Raw genomic sequence first — 14,955 nt, 5'->3', positions numbered from 1 at the left:
CGGTGAATGCGTGCGGGCTCAGGGAGCCTTTTTACTCTTTTCGATCACGGCCTTCAGTTCGTCCACGTCGAGGGTGAAGTCATCGGCGTCCGGGCGGGCGGAGAAGGTCTTGAGCCAGGCCTCGGCCTCGGCGGGGTTCTGCTTGGCGAGGGTGTAGAGCATCATCGGCATGGCGTCGGAGAAGATCTCGTCCTCTTCCTCCTTGTTCTTTTCGACCATGTCCTCGAGGGCGGCGCTGCCTCGCAATTCGACCTCCCTGCCCAGGAGGGGCAGTTGCAGGAGCGCGACGAGCATCTCGGTTTCTTCCGGAGTTTCCTCGCCGGTTTTCAAGACTTCCTTGAGCTCGGCGAGGTCGGCGGCATCGGCGCGGCCGATGGACGCGATCAACTGGTTGAGCTTGTTCAGGTCGCCGGTGAGCACCTCGCGCTCGTCGCCGTCCTCAAGCGTCAGCTTCGGGTCGTTCCAGCCCTTGAGGAACTCACGGAAGGAATCGGAAAGCGAGGTGGGCCCGGCGGAGGCGACGGTCGGACGGTGGGTTTTCGCCGGGGACCCCGAATTCGAGCCTTCGTCATCCGGGCGGGGTGATTTCGAGGATATCTCGAAACCTCTGTTACCTCCGGGGGGCGAGCTATCCGGTTCGCCCTTGCTGGACAACTTGCCGCCGAAGAAGCCGGCGATGGCGAAAGCAATGCAGAGGGCGGTGGTGGCAGGCATCTTCACGCGGCAATCTTCCGCGTGGAATCGTCGTCCGTCTATGCCGAAAGCAGGGCCTTGTAGTCCCCGAGCGCGCGGTCGTAGATGGCTGCGGTGGCGGGATCGGGCTCAAGGCGCGAGCCGGCGGCGGGCTTGCAGAAGGCGGCTTGCAGCGTGGTGAGGTCATGGCCGAGCGCATGGGCGGCGCGGAGGGCGGCCCCGAGGCCCGCGCCATTGGCGATTGCGAAGCGCTCGACCGGGGCTTGGAAGATATCGGCGACCAGTTGGGCGATGCCGTCGTTTTGCGAAGCCCCGCCGGTCAGTCGGATCAGCGTGGCCTTCTCCCCGATCCACTGGCTGTGCAGACGCATGTTGAGGAATTGGCCTTCGAGCAGGGCCCGCACTTGGAGAGGGGGATTCCCTGCGGCCTCGAACTCCGCGCTGCCCTTGCGCACCGGTCCATCGAAGTCGCGGCGCGGGGTGATCTCGGGTCCGAAGAAAGGGAGCATCAGGTTGCCCTCGCTGCCGGGCGTGGTGGCGGCCAGGCCTTGGCGGTCGAAGGCCGACCAATCGAGGCCGAGGGCGTCGCGCAGGGCTTCGCGGGCGAGCGAGCCATTGCGGAAGCAGATCAGCGACATGAAGCCACCGGCGGGATTCCCGAAGACGTGGCCGAAGCCCTGGGGATCGGTCACCGGATTTTCCATCGCGGCGAAGAAGGTGTCCGAAGTGCCGAGCGAGATCACCATGGTGCCTGGCGAGGTCGCGCCCATGCCGACGAGGGAAGAAGGATTGTCGCCGGTGGAAAGGACCACCTGGCAGCTACTGGAGATCCCGTACTTGGTCGTGAAATAGGAAGAGATGGGCCCGGCAATCGAGGGGGAGGCCGCTGCGGCGGGGAGTTTTGCGCGGAGGTTGGGGGCGGTGGCATCGAGCAGGCTTTCATCCCAATCGAGGTTCTGCAGGTTGAGCAGGTTCATGCCCGCGCCGTCCCCGTGGTCGATGGCGATGTTCTTGCCGGCGAGCACCGAGCCGATGAAGGAGCTGACCAGGTGAATCACCGCGGTGCGCTCGTAGGCCGCCGGATCCTGCTTGTAGAAGCGGCGGATCTGCGGGCCGGTGAAGCGCTCGATGGCGACTGATCCGGAGAGCCGGCAAACTTCGGCATTCCCGCCCGCTGCCGCAGCGATTTCCGCACACTCCACGCCAGTGGAGGTATCCATCCAGATCGGCGCGGTGGCGCGGGTGAGGGCGGCGGAGAGCTGGTCGGCAAGCGGTTGGACGGGATCGAGGGTGGCGAGGCGTTGGGCGAAGCTGTGGTCCAGATAGACCGAGCCGTGCTGCTGGCCGGAGCAGGCGACGGCCTCGATGGTCGAGAGGTCGAAGTCCTCGGCGAGCTTGCCGAGCGCCATGTCGAGTGCATCGAGCCACATGCGTGGATCGGCGTGGACCTCGCCGTTCTTGCCGCCGGGGATGAAGCCGCTGGGCGATTGGTAGCTCGGCAGCGACGCGCCGAAATTCACCGAGACCTCGCGGACGATGCTGCCGCTTGCAGGATCGATGACGAGGGCGGAGAGGGACTGCGTCGAGGAATCGAGGCCGAGGAACATGGGACTGAGAAACTAGAGGCAAGGGGCCGGAGACCAGAAGGAAAAATGGCATGATGGCGCAATCGTCCCAATGTGGCGAAGTTTTCCAAGGACCGCTTGGCCCCGTCTCCGCCTCCGCTGCGGTGCGTCGTCAGCAATGTTAGAGGCCAAGTTCCTGGCGTAGCGATTCGAAGAGCGTGTCTTGCTTCACCGTGACCATCGGCTTCTTGCGCGGAGGCTTCTTGCCGGAGAGGGCAGGGGAGGGCGGAGGTCTTTTAGGAGGGCGGGCTTTCATCGTGCGGGCTGGTCGGAGGTTTTGAGCGATGTACCGGCGGTCTCGTACCAGTATTGGACGAAGAACTTCTTCTCGTCGGTCAGGAAGCGGTCCGAGCGGCCCAGGATCGGGCGGAGGGAGGTGGTCATTTGCAAGGTCACCATCAGGAAGATGCAGCTCCACAGGAGGACCGGACCCTTGGATGTGGCCCCGGTGAGGCCGACGGCGGTCAGGAGGAAGCGGATGCCGAAGGCGAGTGCCACGAACCAGGGAATCAAGGCCAGCGCGCCCATGAAGCCGAAGGCATTGGTGGCCTGGGTGAAGATCCACACCGCGGGGGCGAAGCCTAACAGGAGCAGTCCGGCCAGGGCCAGCATCCCCGCCAGGATGCCCGCGAGCTGCGTGGCACTGCCGCGGGATCCGGCGAGCGAGGCGAAGATGTAGAAACTGGGGAAACAGATCAGCCCGGCGATCAGGAGGCCCACGGTGATCTTCAGCGGTGCCGCCCACAATTGCTCATGCATGGCGAAGCTGCCGAGCACGGTGCCGAAGACCAGCATCGAGACTACGGCGATGCCGATGAAGCGGCCGAGCGTCCCTTGGCCCGGGTCGGCGAGACGCAGGATGAGCTCCTTCGGATTGCGCAGCAGCGCTTCCAGGATGGCACGGATATCGAGCTTCTCGGGAAGCGCGGCGGGCGGGCGCGGGCCGGGTGCTTCGGGGAAGAAGGGCGGTGGTTGCGGGATGTCGGTATTCATGTTGGTACGGTTCGGGGTCGTGGGTAGAGGGTGCGGAGGACGGGCAGCGCGATCACCGCGAGCCCGAGGATGAGCGAGAAGGTGGCGAGCGTGGCATTGCCGCCGGTGATCGAGTTGAGCCGGCTCCAGACGGATTCGTAGAAGCTGCCGCGCATCGGGTGATCGCGCAGGAAGGCGACCTCGATGGTCGGCGTGCCGAAGAAGGGTCGCAGGATCCAGGAGAATTGCGCGCCCAGGAATCCGTTCCCCGCCAGCCACGCGATCATCGTGGCCATGGCGATCGCCGGCGAATTGCAGCGCTGCAGGAGGATGCGGTGGAGCGAGAGGGTGCCGGCGATTCCTGCGATGGCGATCAGCAGGACGTGGAAGAGCAGATAGCCGGCGTGTGCGGACCGCGCGTCGGGCGAGTCCGGCGGCGGAGCGTTCAGCGCGAGCATCAGGGTCACCGGTGCCAGCGAGCCGAGGATCAGGGCGGTGGAGGCAAAGGCGCTGAGCAAGGCGAGCAGCGATTGACGGAAGCTGATCCCGCCGAGCAACAAGCCTAACAGGCCGTTGAGGATTCCATTGCAGCCGAGGGTGCAGGCGACCAGCAGCGGCATCTTCAGAGCGACGTAGCAACCCATCACCGGCGAGCGCCAAAAGCCGGTGGTGAAGCCGTAGGCGGCGAGTGCCACGGCGGCGAGTCCGGCGGTGCGCGCGATGTTCCCCGGCGAGGGATCATCGAGCAGGTCGGCGGTCGGTTGCAGCAGGCGGCGAATCACTGCTGCGAGAAAAGCAGCACTTGGTGAACCGGTGATGAACCGGTCATGAAAAGACCGGCCTGACTTGGTGAAGCTTAGATGTGAACGGGCAGGGCCATCCGCGCCAGCGTGCCGCCTTCTTCCCTGCGCTCCAAGGTTACCCAGCCGCCGTGAAGTTCGGCGGTCTCCTTCACCAGCGTGAGGCCGAGGCCGGTCCCCTTGCGGCCGGAGGAATGATGGCGCAGGGAGTAGAAGCGATCGAACACGCGGTCGGTCGCGTAGTCGGGAATGCCGGGGCCGCTGTCGGAAATCTCGATGAAGGCCGTGCCGTTCTCGCGGCGCAATGCCACTTCGATGCGTCCGCCCGCGGGCGAGAAGTCGATGGCGTTTTCTAACAAGTTGGTAACCGCCGAGCGCAGGATGAAGGCTTCACCCCGCACCGGAACCGGTTCTGCCGGGATCACCACATCGAGGTAGACATCGGCGAGTTCGGCGGGCGGATAGCCTTGCTCGATGGCGCGGGCGACGATCGGGCTCAGGTCGATCACTTCGGTCACGTCCAGGCTGCTGCGGCCCTCGAGGGCGGAAAGTTCCAGCAAGCGGTTCATCAGCCGCTCGGCCCGGCCGGACTCGGCGCGGATATTACCGAGGAAGCGCTGGCGATCGGCGACGGGCATTTCCTCGCCGAGGAGTTCCGCGGCACCGCGGATCGCGGCCAGCGGGCTCTTCATCTCGTGGGTCAGGGTCTGCACGTAGCGCTCCGCGTAGCGGCGGCCCTCGAGCGCCTCGCGCATCGATTCCAGCGCGCGGGCCAGCGTGTTCACTTCCTTGCCCGCGCCCAGCTTCGGCAGCGGCGGGCGTTTGCCGGACTCGATCTCGCGCGCATACTCGGTCAGGCGGCCGATGGGAAGATACTGCCAGATGAAGACCGCGGTCACCAGGAAGAGGATGCCCGCGCCGATCAGGCCGGTGCCCCAGTAGATGCTGCGGCGGCGGGCATCGACGATCGGCAGCACGTCGCCCTGCGGCTTGTAAACGGTGAGCACGCCGAAGGGCGATTCCTTCGGCCCGACCAGCGCGCCCACATGCAGCACGGAGGAGTGCGGGTTCTCCCGGTCCGTCCGGCTACTACGGGCACCGTAGGCTCCGCGCAGGGTCAGGGCGACATCGCGGGCGCTGGAGAGATTCAGGCCTTCCAGACGGCCGCCGGAATCGAAAAGCACCTTGCCGCGCGCATTCGTGAGGTAGGCTCCCATCCCCACGTGATCCTTCAGGTGGCCGTGGATCAGGGCTTCGAACTTGCGGTTGGCGGCCCCCTCGAAGGCCTTTTCAAAGCGTTCCTTGTCGAAGCCGCCCTTTTCCAGATCGGTCTCGATGAAGGAGGCCAGGAGCTGGGCGGCATCCACCATCGATTCCTCGGTGGCCTGGTAGGTCTGCGGCTCCACCACGGAAAGCTGCTGCCTGAGCAATAGGTACAGCCCCACGCCGATGATCAGCGCGATAATGAGCAGGGTTACCCGGGTGAGACGCATGGGGAAGGAAGGTCCAAGTAAGAAGTTCCAAGTTTCGAGGAACAGCCTGAACTAAGGCAGCGTTTCCGTAATCGTAGGGCCTTTCATTGGCACTTGGAACTTCTTACTTCGCACTTCACGGCACGAAGAGGTAGCCGAGCCCGCGGCGGGTCTGGATGTGGTCTTCCGCGCCGGCCTTGGCAGTGCGGAGCTTGGCGCGGATCGACTTGATGTGGGCATCGATGGTGCGGTCGGTGACCGCCCCCGGATCGGCCCAGGCGTGGTCGAGGAGCTGGTCGCGGGTGAGCACGCGGCGCGGATTCTTGAGGAAGACCAGCAGCAGCTTGTACTCATGCGCGGTGAGGTCGAGCTCCAGGCCGTGGCAGTGGATGCGCATGGCCGAGGAGTCGTGATGGAGCGGCCCGACGGTCTCGACGGAAGCCGCCGCGCCATTGGCCGGAGCCGGGCCGGTAGTGCCGGAGCGGCGCAGGATCGCGCGGATGCGGGCCACGATCTCGCGCGGGCTGAAAGGCTTGGTCACGTAGTCGTCCCCGCCGAGTTCGAGCCCCAGGATGCGGTCCACCTCGCCGCTGCGCGCGGTCAGGAAGAGGATCGGCACGCTCGAGGTTTCGCGCATCTTGCGGCACACGTCCAAGCCGGTCATGTCCGGCAAACCGATGTCCAGGATCGCGAAGTCGAAGCGGGTGGAGGCGAAGGCATCGAGCGCCTCCTGCCCGGTCAGGGCATGGTGGACATCGAAACATTCGGTCTTCAGGGCGTAGACCAAGGTATCGGCAATGGCGGGTTCGTCTTCGACGAGCAGGACGTTCATGGGTGCGATGGTAGAGGAGAAAACCGGGGCAGGGGAGCAACGTTAGAGGAGAATGAAGGCGGGGCGCGAGCGGAGTTTTGCCAACCGGTCCGCCGCCACGATCCGAACCGTGAACACGATGGCCGCCACCGGGGCCGCGACATGGACCACCATCCAGCCGAAGCCGGCACCCGCGCCCTGGCTGCCATCGGGCTGTGGCGCGACCGACCCATGCCAATAACCGAGCCCGCAGACACAGGCGAGGCACAGCGGCGAGGCCAGAATCCGGAAAAGGGCGCGTGACACGTTCGGAATCAATACCATCCCCATGCAAGGAGCATGAAGGTTGCGTGAATTCGCGATTGGGAGCAGGGCGCGGTGGCCCGGCTGGGGAAGATCCCACCCGCCCGATCCGGCTAACAGCTCCCGACAAGACCCAGAACTTCCAGTTGCGCCTCCAATTCCTCTACGGATCCCCAGGGAAGAATCGGCGAATTGCCGCGTTCATCCGGAGGGTTCCGCTCGAGTTGATCCGACCACCCGCCGCAGCCGGTCAGAGGAAGCAGGGGCCGGTGATGCAGCCATGCGAGACAGACCTCCGAGATCGTGCCGGCACGACCGCCGATGACAATGCAGGCGTCGCCCGCCAGGGCCATCAGCAGGTTGCGCGCATCGCCCATGCCACAGGGAATGAGCACGGTGCAGGGCCAGTTCTCCGTCTTGATATCGTCGGAAGGGATGATGCTCACCACGGTGCCGCCGGCCGCCAAGGCGCTCTCCGCAGCCACCCGGGTGGCAGGGCTTCCGCAACCGCTCACCACCGTGATACCGCGCGCCGCAAGCAGCGCACCGGCAGCCGCGGCCAGGAAGTACGCGGGTGAGCCCGGCTCGGCACTACCGAGGATACAGACTTGGGGACGGCGGGAGGGAAAATTGGAGGCGGGATCGGCAGGCATGCGCGGTGAGCCTAACAATCCCGGCCCTGCTGCCTATGGCACGATCGTTCCATTTCCGACCGCTACGCGTGGATGCCGCCGTGGAAATGGCAGGGACCGCTCTCCGGGCGGTCCGGCGGGTGGCGTCGCTCCTCGTAAAGCGGCATCGTTGCGAGATTCCCGGCCATCCCCTGCCGGACCTTTCGGAGAAAGGTCCCTGCCTGCCGACCGCTACTTCCCCGTGTCCTTCTCCCAGATCTCCCGGATCGCGTCTTCTTGTCCCGATCCCCCCGGAGTCGCGGGCGAAGGCCGGTTCACCCAATACCAATTCTTCTTGTCCGCCGCTCCCGCCAGGCAGCGCATCCCGGGCATCTGGAGATATCCGGCGGAATCATTCTCCCGCACCCATTTCCAGGCATAGCCCAGCCACTCGTTCCGATAGGCCGCGGGCTGCTGGGAGAACCAGGTGATCTCGTCCCAACCCCAGACCCAGTGCACCCCCATTCCCGCCTCGCCCGGCTTCTTACTGCGCCCGTAGTTGTCGAGTTCGACGAGGTAGGGCAAGTGTTCGCACTTCCAACCGGACGGCGTGACGCCGCCCTTGCTCCTGCCGTAGATCGCATCCTTGTAACCGATCCGCAACCGCCCCTCCCGCGGCTTCTCCGGGACCTCCTCAACCCGCAGCGGAAAGGAGTGGAAGTCGAACAGTAGCTTGCCCTCCCGGACCAGGCCGCCGTTCGGCACGTGCGAATCGAGAAGCACGAAATGCCGCCGCGCCTTCTGCTTGGCATGGGCGCGGGTGCGCTCCAGCACCTCGGACCAATGGCCGTTGCCGGGGTCGTTGCTGTTCATGATCTCCGTCTGGCCGAAGTGAATCGCCTCGCAGCCGATATCGATGTAGGAAGCCGCCAGATAGTGGAACCACAGCTTGGTCTCCGGCCGGCTGACATCCGGGATGCAGGTCGCCTTGCCCCATTGGTCGATGCCCTTGCCGCTCACATACTTGATGTCGTCGAGGCGGAAGTTCCGTGTCTCCACCGGCATCCCCAGCGCCTCGAAGGCCCAGGCCGGCACCGCCAGCTTGTTGATCTCGTCTGAAACGATCTCGAAGATGCAGGCTTGGAGAATGATCTCCGGGTCCGCGGCATGGATCTTCGCGGCCTTCGCCCGCGCTTCTTCAAGCCGTTTCGGCAAGGCCGACTCCCCGCCCTGCTCGCGGCCCCAGTTGTGGACCGCCCGGCCCGCGAACTTCACGCCGGTCTCCTTCATCATCCGGATATTGTCATCCAGATCCCCGCCGCCGGTCAGCAGATACATCAGCGTCATTGAGCGCGAGAGGTAGCTGCGCAGCACCTCCTCCGACATCTCGCCGTCGAAACGGTAGTCGCGGGCTTGGACCGGGCCGAGGAGAGCTAAGACAGCAAGGAGGATCCGGACACGCATCCATCAGGTTCGCGGAAGCGGCGCGGTTCCTTTCATGGATGCCGCACGCTACCAAGCAGCGCTCGCTTTTCTCCGCGGATGAGGGATCATGGGCGACCGAAGATCATTTATGAAAACGGCTTTGCTTGTCTTGCTGCTCTCTTCTGCCACGGCATTCGGAGAGGATCAGCCACAAGGGCTTGGAGATCGCTACACCAAGCTGGTCTCAGGGCCACGCGGCGCGAATCCCTCCTCAGCGCAATACGACGCCTATTACGGTCTGGTAGCAGCAGGAGAAGAGGGATGGCGTTTCATCTTTCTAGCTCATTTCAATCTGGACTCCTCTGGAGACGTGACCCGGCAGATCGGTTCCTTTTGGGAGTCCAGCGGGATCCCGGATGATGTCGTGACACGCTTCTACGCCGCAATGACCGCCGGGGTAGTGAAACAGTCCGCCAATGAAACGTGGGCGCTGCTCTACGCGGCCAAGAATCTCGACGCGCAGGCGCAGGTGAGGCGGAGGCCCGGATCGGAGAAGGAGGCCCTGGAAGGACTTTTCGCGAGTCTTTCCAAGGACGCCGGCGACCCGGCCAAAGCATTGCCCAGAGTGGCCCTTCTCCGCGTCCGCCTGGCGTCGCGGGCCGATTTTCCCGGTCACCGCTTTCCATGGACCGCGGCGGCGGAGCAGCAGAAGAAGGAACTCCAAGTCCTTCTCAAGTGGTGGAAGACGCATGCCTCCGACTTCGACGCGGAAGAGTGATTCGCGCGTTCAGCGCTCGATCGTAAACCCCTTCACCCCTTCCAGCGGTGGGATGTTCTTCACGTGCATGCCCTTGATATTGTGGGCCAACGGGGACTCCTCGGCGATCTCCTTGAGGAAGGCCTCGACCTCCTCGCGCTCGCCCATCACCTCCAGCTCGACGTTGCCGTCGACCAGATTCTTCACGGTGCCGCAGACCTCGAAACCCTTGGCGAGATCCTTGGTGGTATAGCGGAATCCCACGCCCTGCACGCGGCCTTCGAAAATCACGCGTCGGGCAATCACAGGGCGGAGGATGCGCTGTAGGTGGCGACCCCATCAAGGAACATCTGGACCGCCACGAGAATCAGCAGCAGACCCATCAGCCGTTCCAGCGCGCGGGTGCCCTTGGTTCCCAGAAAGTGCAGCAGGTGCGGCGAGAAGTAGAGGATCACCGCGGAGACCAGCCACGCCGCGCCCACCGCCACCGCGATCATCGGAATCTCCTGCGGATACTTGGTGGCGGTCAGCAGGATCAGCGCGATGCTCGATGGCCCGGCGATCAAGGGCACCGCCAGCGGCACGATGAAGGGTTCCTCGTCCCCGGTTTCCCCCATCATCGACCGCGTTGGAAACACCATCCCCAGCGCGATCAGGAACAGCAGGATGCCGCCCGAGATGCTCAGCGTCGCCGGGCGGACGCCGAGGAAGGCAAGCAGGTATTTCCCCGCGAACAGGAAGCCCAGCAGGATGAATAGCGCGATTAGCAGTTCCCGGATCAGGATCTTCGAGCGCCGCTCCTCCGGGATCTTCGCCAGGACGGAATGGAAGATTGCCGCGTTCCCGAAAGGATCGAGCACGAGAAACAGGGTCACGGCGAGAGCGAGAAGGTTCATGCGTTCAGTCGTTCCGCGGATCGGGATCACCGCGCTGCGGGATCGAGGGAGAACCCCGCGCCGCGTCCTTCAGCTTGCGGGAGGTATTGCGCTCGATCCTGAACACCTGGCCATCGCGTTCCAAGGGCAGCACTTCGCTTAGGTAGCTCAGGTCGGTGATCTCGATCTCCTTCCAGCGGAAGCGCAGGAGTCTGACCCGGCCCTCCTCGACCACCACCATCTTCTCCGCCTCGCCGCGGCGGAGGGTGGCGGCGAATTCCAGCGGCACCATCCCGCGGTCATCGGCGAAAAAAACCACGATGCTGAGCGGCCCGAGATAGAGCGCGAGACCGCCGGCAAGGATGAAGGCCGACCACAGCCCGATCCGCACCCGCCACCTGCGCCGCCGCGGCGGAGTTGGCTCCGGCTCGCGCTCCCCATAGCCAGGTGGCAAGGGCGGCATCTCGATCGGTTCGCCGTAGCCCGGAGGTAAAGGAGGAGGGTCGGGATTCACGGCTCAAGGAGCGAGTGACGCCGCGCCCTCCTGCGTGGCGGCATTGATGAAGCGCACAACCTCCGGTGCGCTGCGCTGGATGCCGACGAAGCGGTCCTCCGGAGTTGTCAGGATCGTGCCGACCGCCGGATCGGTCTCCGCGCCGGCCATGGCCGCCACCGCGGTCAGCGCCGTCTTCACGAAGGCATCCGCGGAAGCCGCGGAGTCGAAGCGGATGTCCCAGACCAGGTGCACGTCGTTGTCGCTGGTCGCGAAGAGCCGGTAGCGGTCGCCGCGCCAGGCATCGGCGAGCGGGATGGCTTCCTCGCCCAGCGGCTGGAGCCAGAGATTCAGGCCGAGCATGCCGGCGGATTCCTCCAGCAGGAACTCGTCCGAGGCGGCGGGCAAGGTCGGCGGATTCGCTTTCAGGTCATCGAAGCCATCGAAGAAATTCGCGGTGATCGCGGGCGGGCTGTAGAGGCCGGACAGGATTTCCTCTTGATCCATCAGGCGGCCCGCACGCGCCAAGCCCAGCGACGACGGAAAGGTGGCAAGGCCGCGGACGAAGGACGACAGTGCATCGAGAAGCTCGCGGGCACCGCTTTCGTCCTTCACTCCGGTGAAGCCGGAAGCAAGCGCCTGGCGGGCCAGGAAGCGGTTCTCGATCGCGATCGCGGCACCGTGCTGGATCGCCTCCCGGCAAGTCGCGGCCTCATCGCCCGGCCATTCGGAACCAGCGGCGGGCGGGTGATTCTGGTGAATGAGAATGCGGGCCAGCGTTCTGACCAGCGCGGCCTGGTCGGGGACCGATTGCGGATCGAAGCGGTGCGTCACCCAGCCCTCGCCCCCCTGGTTGTCGAACCACGAGCGCGCTCCGATCGACTGCGTGGCCGCCATCTGCGGCGCGAAGCGGTCGTCCGCCGCCAGCAGGCCCATCAGCTGCCACGCTTGCTCCCGGGAATCCAGGCCGTGCGGCCCGTAGCGGGACTCGATGGTGGCGGCGATCCGGTCCTGCAATTCCTCTCCGGCGATGCGGTGGATCTGCGGGCTGCTGCGGAAGCTCAGTCCCAGCGACTGCTCGACGAAGGCGACCAGTTCCGGCTCGACCTTCACCTCCCCGCCGCCCTGCGCCAGCGAGCGCAGGCTTTCGTTCTCGCGCCTGAGCAGGTCGAGTTCGTTCTCCAGCGCGACGATGCGGCCCGCCGCGTCCTCATCCGTCGCCGGGGCGGCGGCGGATTTCCAGTGCAGCGCCTGCATCCATCCCGCCGCGCCGAGCGCCGCGCCCAGCAGGCACGGCAGGATTGTCTGCGGACGCATGGGCAGATTACTTGCCGCCGATCCGCGTGCCCTTCGGGTTTGCCGTGCCCTTCTCGGGCAGAGGATGCCCCTCGAAGGGGTCGAACTGCAGGCCGGACGGACCGGCACCGAAGACCTCTTCCGCCGTCTTGCCGGGGATCAGGTTGATGGCAATGGGCGCGTTGCGGTTGCCGCGGGCGTCGTAAGTGTAGATGAAGCGGCGGATCGGCATCTCCTCATCCGTGCCGGGCTTCTTGCGGGTCACGCGGGCATCGAACATCTGCTCTTCCAGCAGCTTGCCGTAGGTCAGGCCGGTGCGCTTGTCGTAGCCGTAGCGGGACTTGAAGAGGCGCGTGCCCTTGCCGTCGAAGATGTCGCAGGTGAGCGGGTTACCCTCCTTGGTCAGGCGGTAGATCGTGGTGGTGAGCAGCGTGTGGTTCGCGCTCTTGAGCTTCTTGGTGATGGTGCGCTCGTCCGGCGGGCGGGAGAATTCCTCGTAGGAGCCGTCCTTGTTGCGCTTGATACTGGAGTAGGGGCCCTTGACCTCCAGGCCGGGCACCCCGGCGGCGGCGATCCCGATCAGCAGGAGCACGGTTGCGAGCAGGGTTTTGAAGTGCATGAAGCGGACACTATTCAAGAGCCCCGGGCACGGCAAGTGGGCAATTTGGAGGGTGCCCGGGGAATCCAGGGAGGTCCAGAAAGTCCAGTATTATATACATACTGGACTTACTGGACTAGTTCCCCGTCAGGTCCGGAAAGTCCAACAACCCTTCCTGGACTTTCTGGACTTTCTGCACCTCCACCCGGGATTCCCGCTTGGCGAAGGCCGCGGAAAACCGCCAAGTCCCGCCCGGAATGTGGTGGAAAACCTCGCGCTCGCGCATCGACCTGTCCCGTCGCGGGATGATCATGGGCATCCTCAACGTGACCCCGGACTCTTTCTCGGATGGCGGTGATCACGCGGGGACTACCGCCGCGCTGGAGCATGCCCGACGGATGATCGCGGAAGGCGCGGCGATTATCGACGTCGGCGGCGAATCGACGAGGCCCGGCGCGGCGGAGGTGGGAGTGGCGGAAGAGATCGCCCGCACCGCAGCGGTGATCGCCGCGCTGCGGGCGGAGTGGAACGGCTGCATCTCGATCGATACCTCGAAGGCTGCGGTCGCCGCCGCGGCCCTCGATGCCGGGGCGGAGGTGGTCAACGACGTGAGCGGCCTGCGGGCCGACCCGGCGATGGCCGCCCTGTGCGCGGCCCGCGGCTGCGGGGTGGTGGTGATGCACATGCAGGGCGACCCGCGGACGATGCAGGCGGCCCCGCACTACGACGATGTGGTCGCGGAGGTGCGGGCCTTCTTCGAGGAACGCCTGGCCACGCTGGTGGGCCTGGGGGTGGCGGCGGAGACGATCTGCTTCGACCCCGGGATCGGCTTCGGGAAAAAGCTGGAGCACAATCTGGAGCTGCTTCGCTCGCTGGCGGAACTGCAAACGGGAGGCCGGCCCTTGCTGCTGGGGGTGTCCCGGAAGTCCTTCATCGGAAAGGTGCTCGGCAGCGCCGATCTGGCGGACCGGGCCTGGCCGACGGTGGCGATCACGGCCTGGACCCGGGAAGCCGGGGCGATGATTCACCGCGTCCACGAAGTAAGGCCGAATGCCGAAGCACTGCGCATGACCGAGGCGATTTTGCACGGGGTGTAGGTCCGCGCAGCGGCCTCATCCCAGCACGTTGCCGGGGTCGTTCACCCAGACGTCGATTGGTATGATCTTCCCGGCTTTGTCGAACAGCACGTTACCCCCGTGGGCGTCGTATATCTCCAGTCCAGTCCCGGGGCTGCGGTAGGACCACTTTCCATTCGGCACGAACCCCTTCTCCGCCAAGGCTGCCGCGATCTCCTTTTCGCTGCCTCTCCGGCCCCTGATGAATGGCTGCCGCGTGACGATCACCCCGTTGCCGTTCGGCTTCCGGTAGAATCCCACGAACTCCACCGCCGCCTGCGGGAACAGCTTGTTGGATTTGTCCCAGCGCCGGAGGTATTCCCGCGGGGTCCGGTAGGGTAGTCCGTATTTGTCGCCGTTGGTAAAACGAAAGGCATGAACCGGTGTGAAGAACAGATCGTGTTCATTCCCTTGGGCCGTTGAGACAGCCTGCGCGGCGATGGCCCTGATGGCATCCGAGCCTAATTCCGCGTCGTTGCCGGAGGCCCAGCTTGCGAGTTCAGCTTCTTCCCGATCGATGTCAGCGAAGGAGGAGCGCTCGTCCCTAACCCAAGGTCGTGCAGGATCTTCTCCGGAGAAGGCCGCGAGGGATTGTGAGACTCCACCTGCCGCTTCACCTCTGCCGCTGTCGCGGGCGGGTTGTCGTAGGGGAATTTCGGAACTTCCGGCATGCCGGGATCCTCCCACATCCCCGCTCTCTGGTCCACCGGATTCCCGCGGCTTGTTCGGATCGTTCACCTGCACGCCGAAAGGCACCGGATTCCCCTTCTTGTCAAAATGATGTGGTCCGGATGCTCTTCCAACCGCCTCCGAATGAATATTCCGGATTCCCCCGCGTCCTAGCGCGTGATAAGAAGAAACCATGAAAGCGCTCGCCCTCAAAATCGCGGCCGTGGCCATTGCCCTGGCCGGAACCTCCTGCATGACCACTTACGATGCCTACGGGCGTCCGATGCAGACGGTGGATCCGGGAGCCGCCGCGCTTGGAATCGCCGCCGCGGGGATCGCCGGCTACGCGATCGGCCACAATAATCACCATCACTACCGGCCTTACTACAGCCCGTATTACTGCTATTGAGGAAGGAATTTCGCCTGCGGGTGGAAAGGGA

19 protein-coding genes are annotated in these 14,955 nt (G+C 65.0%); 3 read left to right on the top strand and 16 right to left on the bottom strand.

The window, feature by feature from the left end; translation table 11 throughout:
- Positions 1 to 18: 18 nt before the first annotated feature.
- From ABWK72_RS11715 to ABWK72_RS11670, 10 genes are all read right to left on the bottom strand, one after another.
- Positions 19 to 714 (bottom strand): hypothetical protein, encoded by a 696-nt coding sequence (locus ABWK72_RS11715; RefSeq protein WP_367874975.1) that lies wholly within the window; start codon positions 712 to 714, stop codon positions 19 to 21.
- Positions 715 to 752: 38 nt separating this feature from the next.
- Complete coding sequence (locus ABWK72_RS11710; RefSeq protein ID WP_367874974.1) at positions 753 to 2,300, bottom strand: xylulokinase; 1,548 nt, start codon at positions 2,298 to 2,300, stop codon at positions 753 to 755.
- A gap of 139 nt (positions 2,301 to 2,439) precedes the next feature.
- Positions 2,440 to 2,574, bottom strand: coding sequence for a hypothetical protein (locus ABWK72_RS11705; RefSeq protein WP_367874973.1), 135 nt, complete (start codon positions 2,572 to 2,574; stop codon positions 2,440 to 2,442).
- Complete coding sequence (locus ABWK72_RS11700; RefSeq protein ID WP_367874972.1) at positions 2,571 to 3,311, bottom strand: hypothetical protein; 741 nt, start codon at positions 3,309 to 3,311, stop codon at positions 2,571 to 2,573. The genes ABWK72_RS11705 and ABWK72_RS11700 overlap by 4 nt, the downstream gene beginning before the upstream one ends.
- The gene (locus ABWK72_RS11695; protein WP_367874971.1) at positions 3,308 to 4,072 is read right to left on the bottom strand and encodes a hypothetical protein; all 765 of its coding nucleotides are present in this window, start codon (positions 4,070 to 4,072) and stop codon (positions 3,308 to 3,310) included. Before ABWK72_RS11695 ends, ABWK72_RS11700 begins: the two co-directional genes overlap by 4 nt.
- A 74-nt stretch (positions 4,073 to 4,146) precedes the next feature.
- Complete coding sequence (gene creC, locus ABWK72_RS11690; protein WP_367874970.1) at positions 4,147 to 5,583, bottom strand: two-component system sensor histidine kinase CreC; 1,437 nt, start codon at positions 5,581 to 5,583, stop codon at positions 4,147 to 4,149.
- A gap of 115 nt (positions 5,584 to 5,698) precedes the next feature.
- A complete protein-coding gene (creB, locus tag ABWK72_RS11685) occupies positions 5,699 to 6,394 on the bottom strand; it encodes a two-component system response regulator CreB (protein ID WP_367874969.1) in 696 nt (231 codons plus the stop codon).
- Positions 6,395 to 6,436: 42 nt separating this feature from the next.
- Entirely contained in the window at positions 6,437 to 6,679 is a 243-nt protein-coding gene (locus ABWK72_RS11680) for a hypothetical protein (protein ID WP_367874968.1), read from the bottom strand.
- Positions 6,680 to 6,789: 110 nt separating this feature from the next.
- Positions 6,790 to 7,329, bottom strand: a complete 540-nt coding sequence (locus ABWK72_RS11675) for a Rossmann fold nucleotide-binding protein (protein ID WP_367874967.1) — start codon at positions 7,327 to 7,329, stop codon at positions 6,790 to 6,792.
- A 210-nt stretch (positions 7,330 to 7,539) separates the two neighbouring features.
- A complete protein-coding gene (locus ABWK72_RS11670) occupies positions 7,540 to 8,751 on the bottom strand; it encodes a hypothetical protein (protein WP_367874966.1) in 1,212 nt (403 codons plus the stop codon).
- Between the two features lie 109 nt (positions 8,752 to 8,860).
- Here ABWK72_RS11670 and ABWK72_RS11665 point away from each other — a divergent pair, with 109 nt between their 5' ends.
- Positions 8,861 to 9,490, top strand: a complete 630-nt coding sequence (locus ABWK72_RS11665; RefSeq protein WP_367874965.1) for a hypothetical protein — start codon at positions 8,861 to 8,863, stop codon at positions 9,488 to 9,490.
- Between the two features lie 9 nt (positions 9,491 to 9,499).
- Here the strand turns inward: ABWK72_RS11665 and ABWK72_RS11660 are convergent, their stop codons facing one another.
- Genes ABWK72_RS11660 through ABWK72_RS11640 form a run of 5 tightly spaced genes read right to left on the bottom strand, consistent with a single transcriptional unit; the run spans position 9,500 to position 12,752 of the window.
- Positions 9,500 to 9,775 carry an acylphosphatase gene (locus ABWK72_RS11660; RefSeq protein ID WP_367874964.1) on the bottom strand — a complete coding sequence of 92 codons (276 nt, stop codon included), beginning with the start codon at positions 9,773 to 9,775 and terminating at the stop codon, positions 9,500 to 9,502.
- The gene (locus ABWK72_RS11655) at positions 9,772 to 10,365 is read right to left on the bottom strand and encodes a MarC family protein (protein WP_367874963.1); all 594 of its coding nucleotides are present in this window, start codon (positions 10,363 to 10,365) and stop codon (positions 9,772 to 9,774) included. Before ABWK72_RS11655 ends, ABWK72_RS11660 begins: the two co-directional genes overlap by 4 nt.
- A 4-nt stretch (positions 10,366 to 10,369) precedes the next feature.
- Positions 10,370 to 10,858, bottom strand: coding sequence for a hypothetical protein (locus ABWK72_RS11650; protein WP_367874962.1), 489 nt, complete (start codon positions 10,856 to 10,858; stop codon positions 10,370 to 10,372).
- 3 nt (positions 10,859 to 10,861) lie between these two features.
- On the bottom strand, positions 10,862 to 12,154 hold the full coding sequence (locus ABWK72_RS11645; RefSeq protein ID WP_367874961.1) for a hypothetical protein: 1,293 nt from the start codon (positions 12,152 to 12,154) through the stop codon (positions 10,862 to 10,864).
- A gap of 7 nt (positions 12,155 to 12,161) precedes the next feature.
- Entirely contained in the window at positions 12,162 to 12,752 is a 591-nt protein-coding gene (locus ABWK72_RS11640; protein WP_367874960.1) for a hypothetical protein, read from the bottom strand.
- A gap of 236 nt (positions 12,753 to 12,988) precedes the next feature.
- Here ABWK72_RS11640 and folP point away from each other — a divergent pair, with 236 nt between their 5' ends.
- A complete protein-coding gene (gene folP / locus ABWK72_RS11635; protein ID WP_367874959.1) occupies positions 12,989 to 13,828 on the top strand; it encodes a dihydropteroate synthase in 840 nt (279 codons plus the stop codon).
- Between the two features lie 15 nt (positions 13,829 to 13,843).
- Here the strand turns inward: folP and ABWK72_RS11630 are convergent, their stop codons facing one another.
- Entirely contained in the window at positions 13,844 to 14,584 is a 741-nt protein-coding gene (locus ABWK72_RS11630) for a hypothetical protein (RefSeq protein ID WP_367874958.1), read from the bottom strand.
- Between the two features lie 124 nt (positions 14,585 to 14,708).
- Between ABWK72_RS11630 and ABWK72_RS11625 the strand changes: the two genes are divergently transcribed.
- Complete coding sequence (locus ABWK72_RS11625) at positions 14,709 to 14,924, top strand: hypothetical protein (RefSeq protein WP_367874957.1); 216 nt, start codon at positions 14,709 to 14,711, stop codon at positions 14,922 to 14,924.
- The last annotated feature ends 31 nt before the right edge of the window (positions 14,925 to 14,955 follow it).

It is taken from the genome of Luteolibacter sp. Populi (assembly GCF_040801775.1).
GTDB lineage: Bacteria > Verrucomicrobiota > Verrucomicrobiia > Verrucomicrobiales > Akkermansiaceae > Haloferula.
This window is presented reverse-complemented; position numbering and strand designations above follow the sequence as displayed.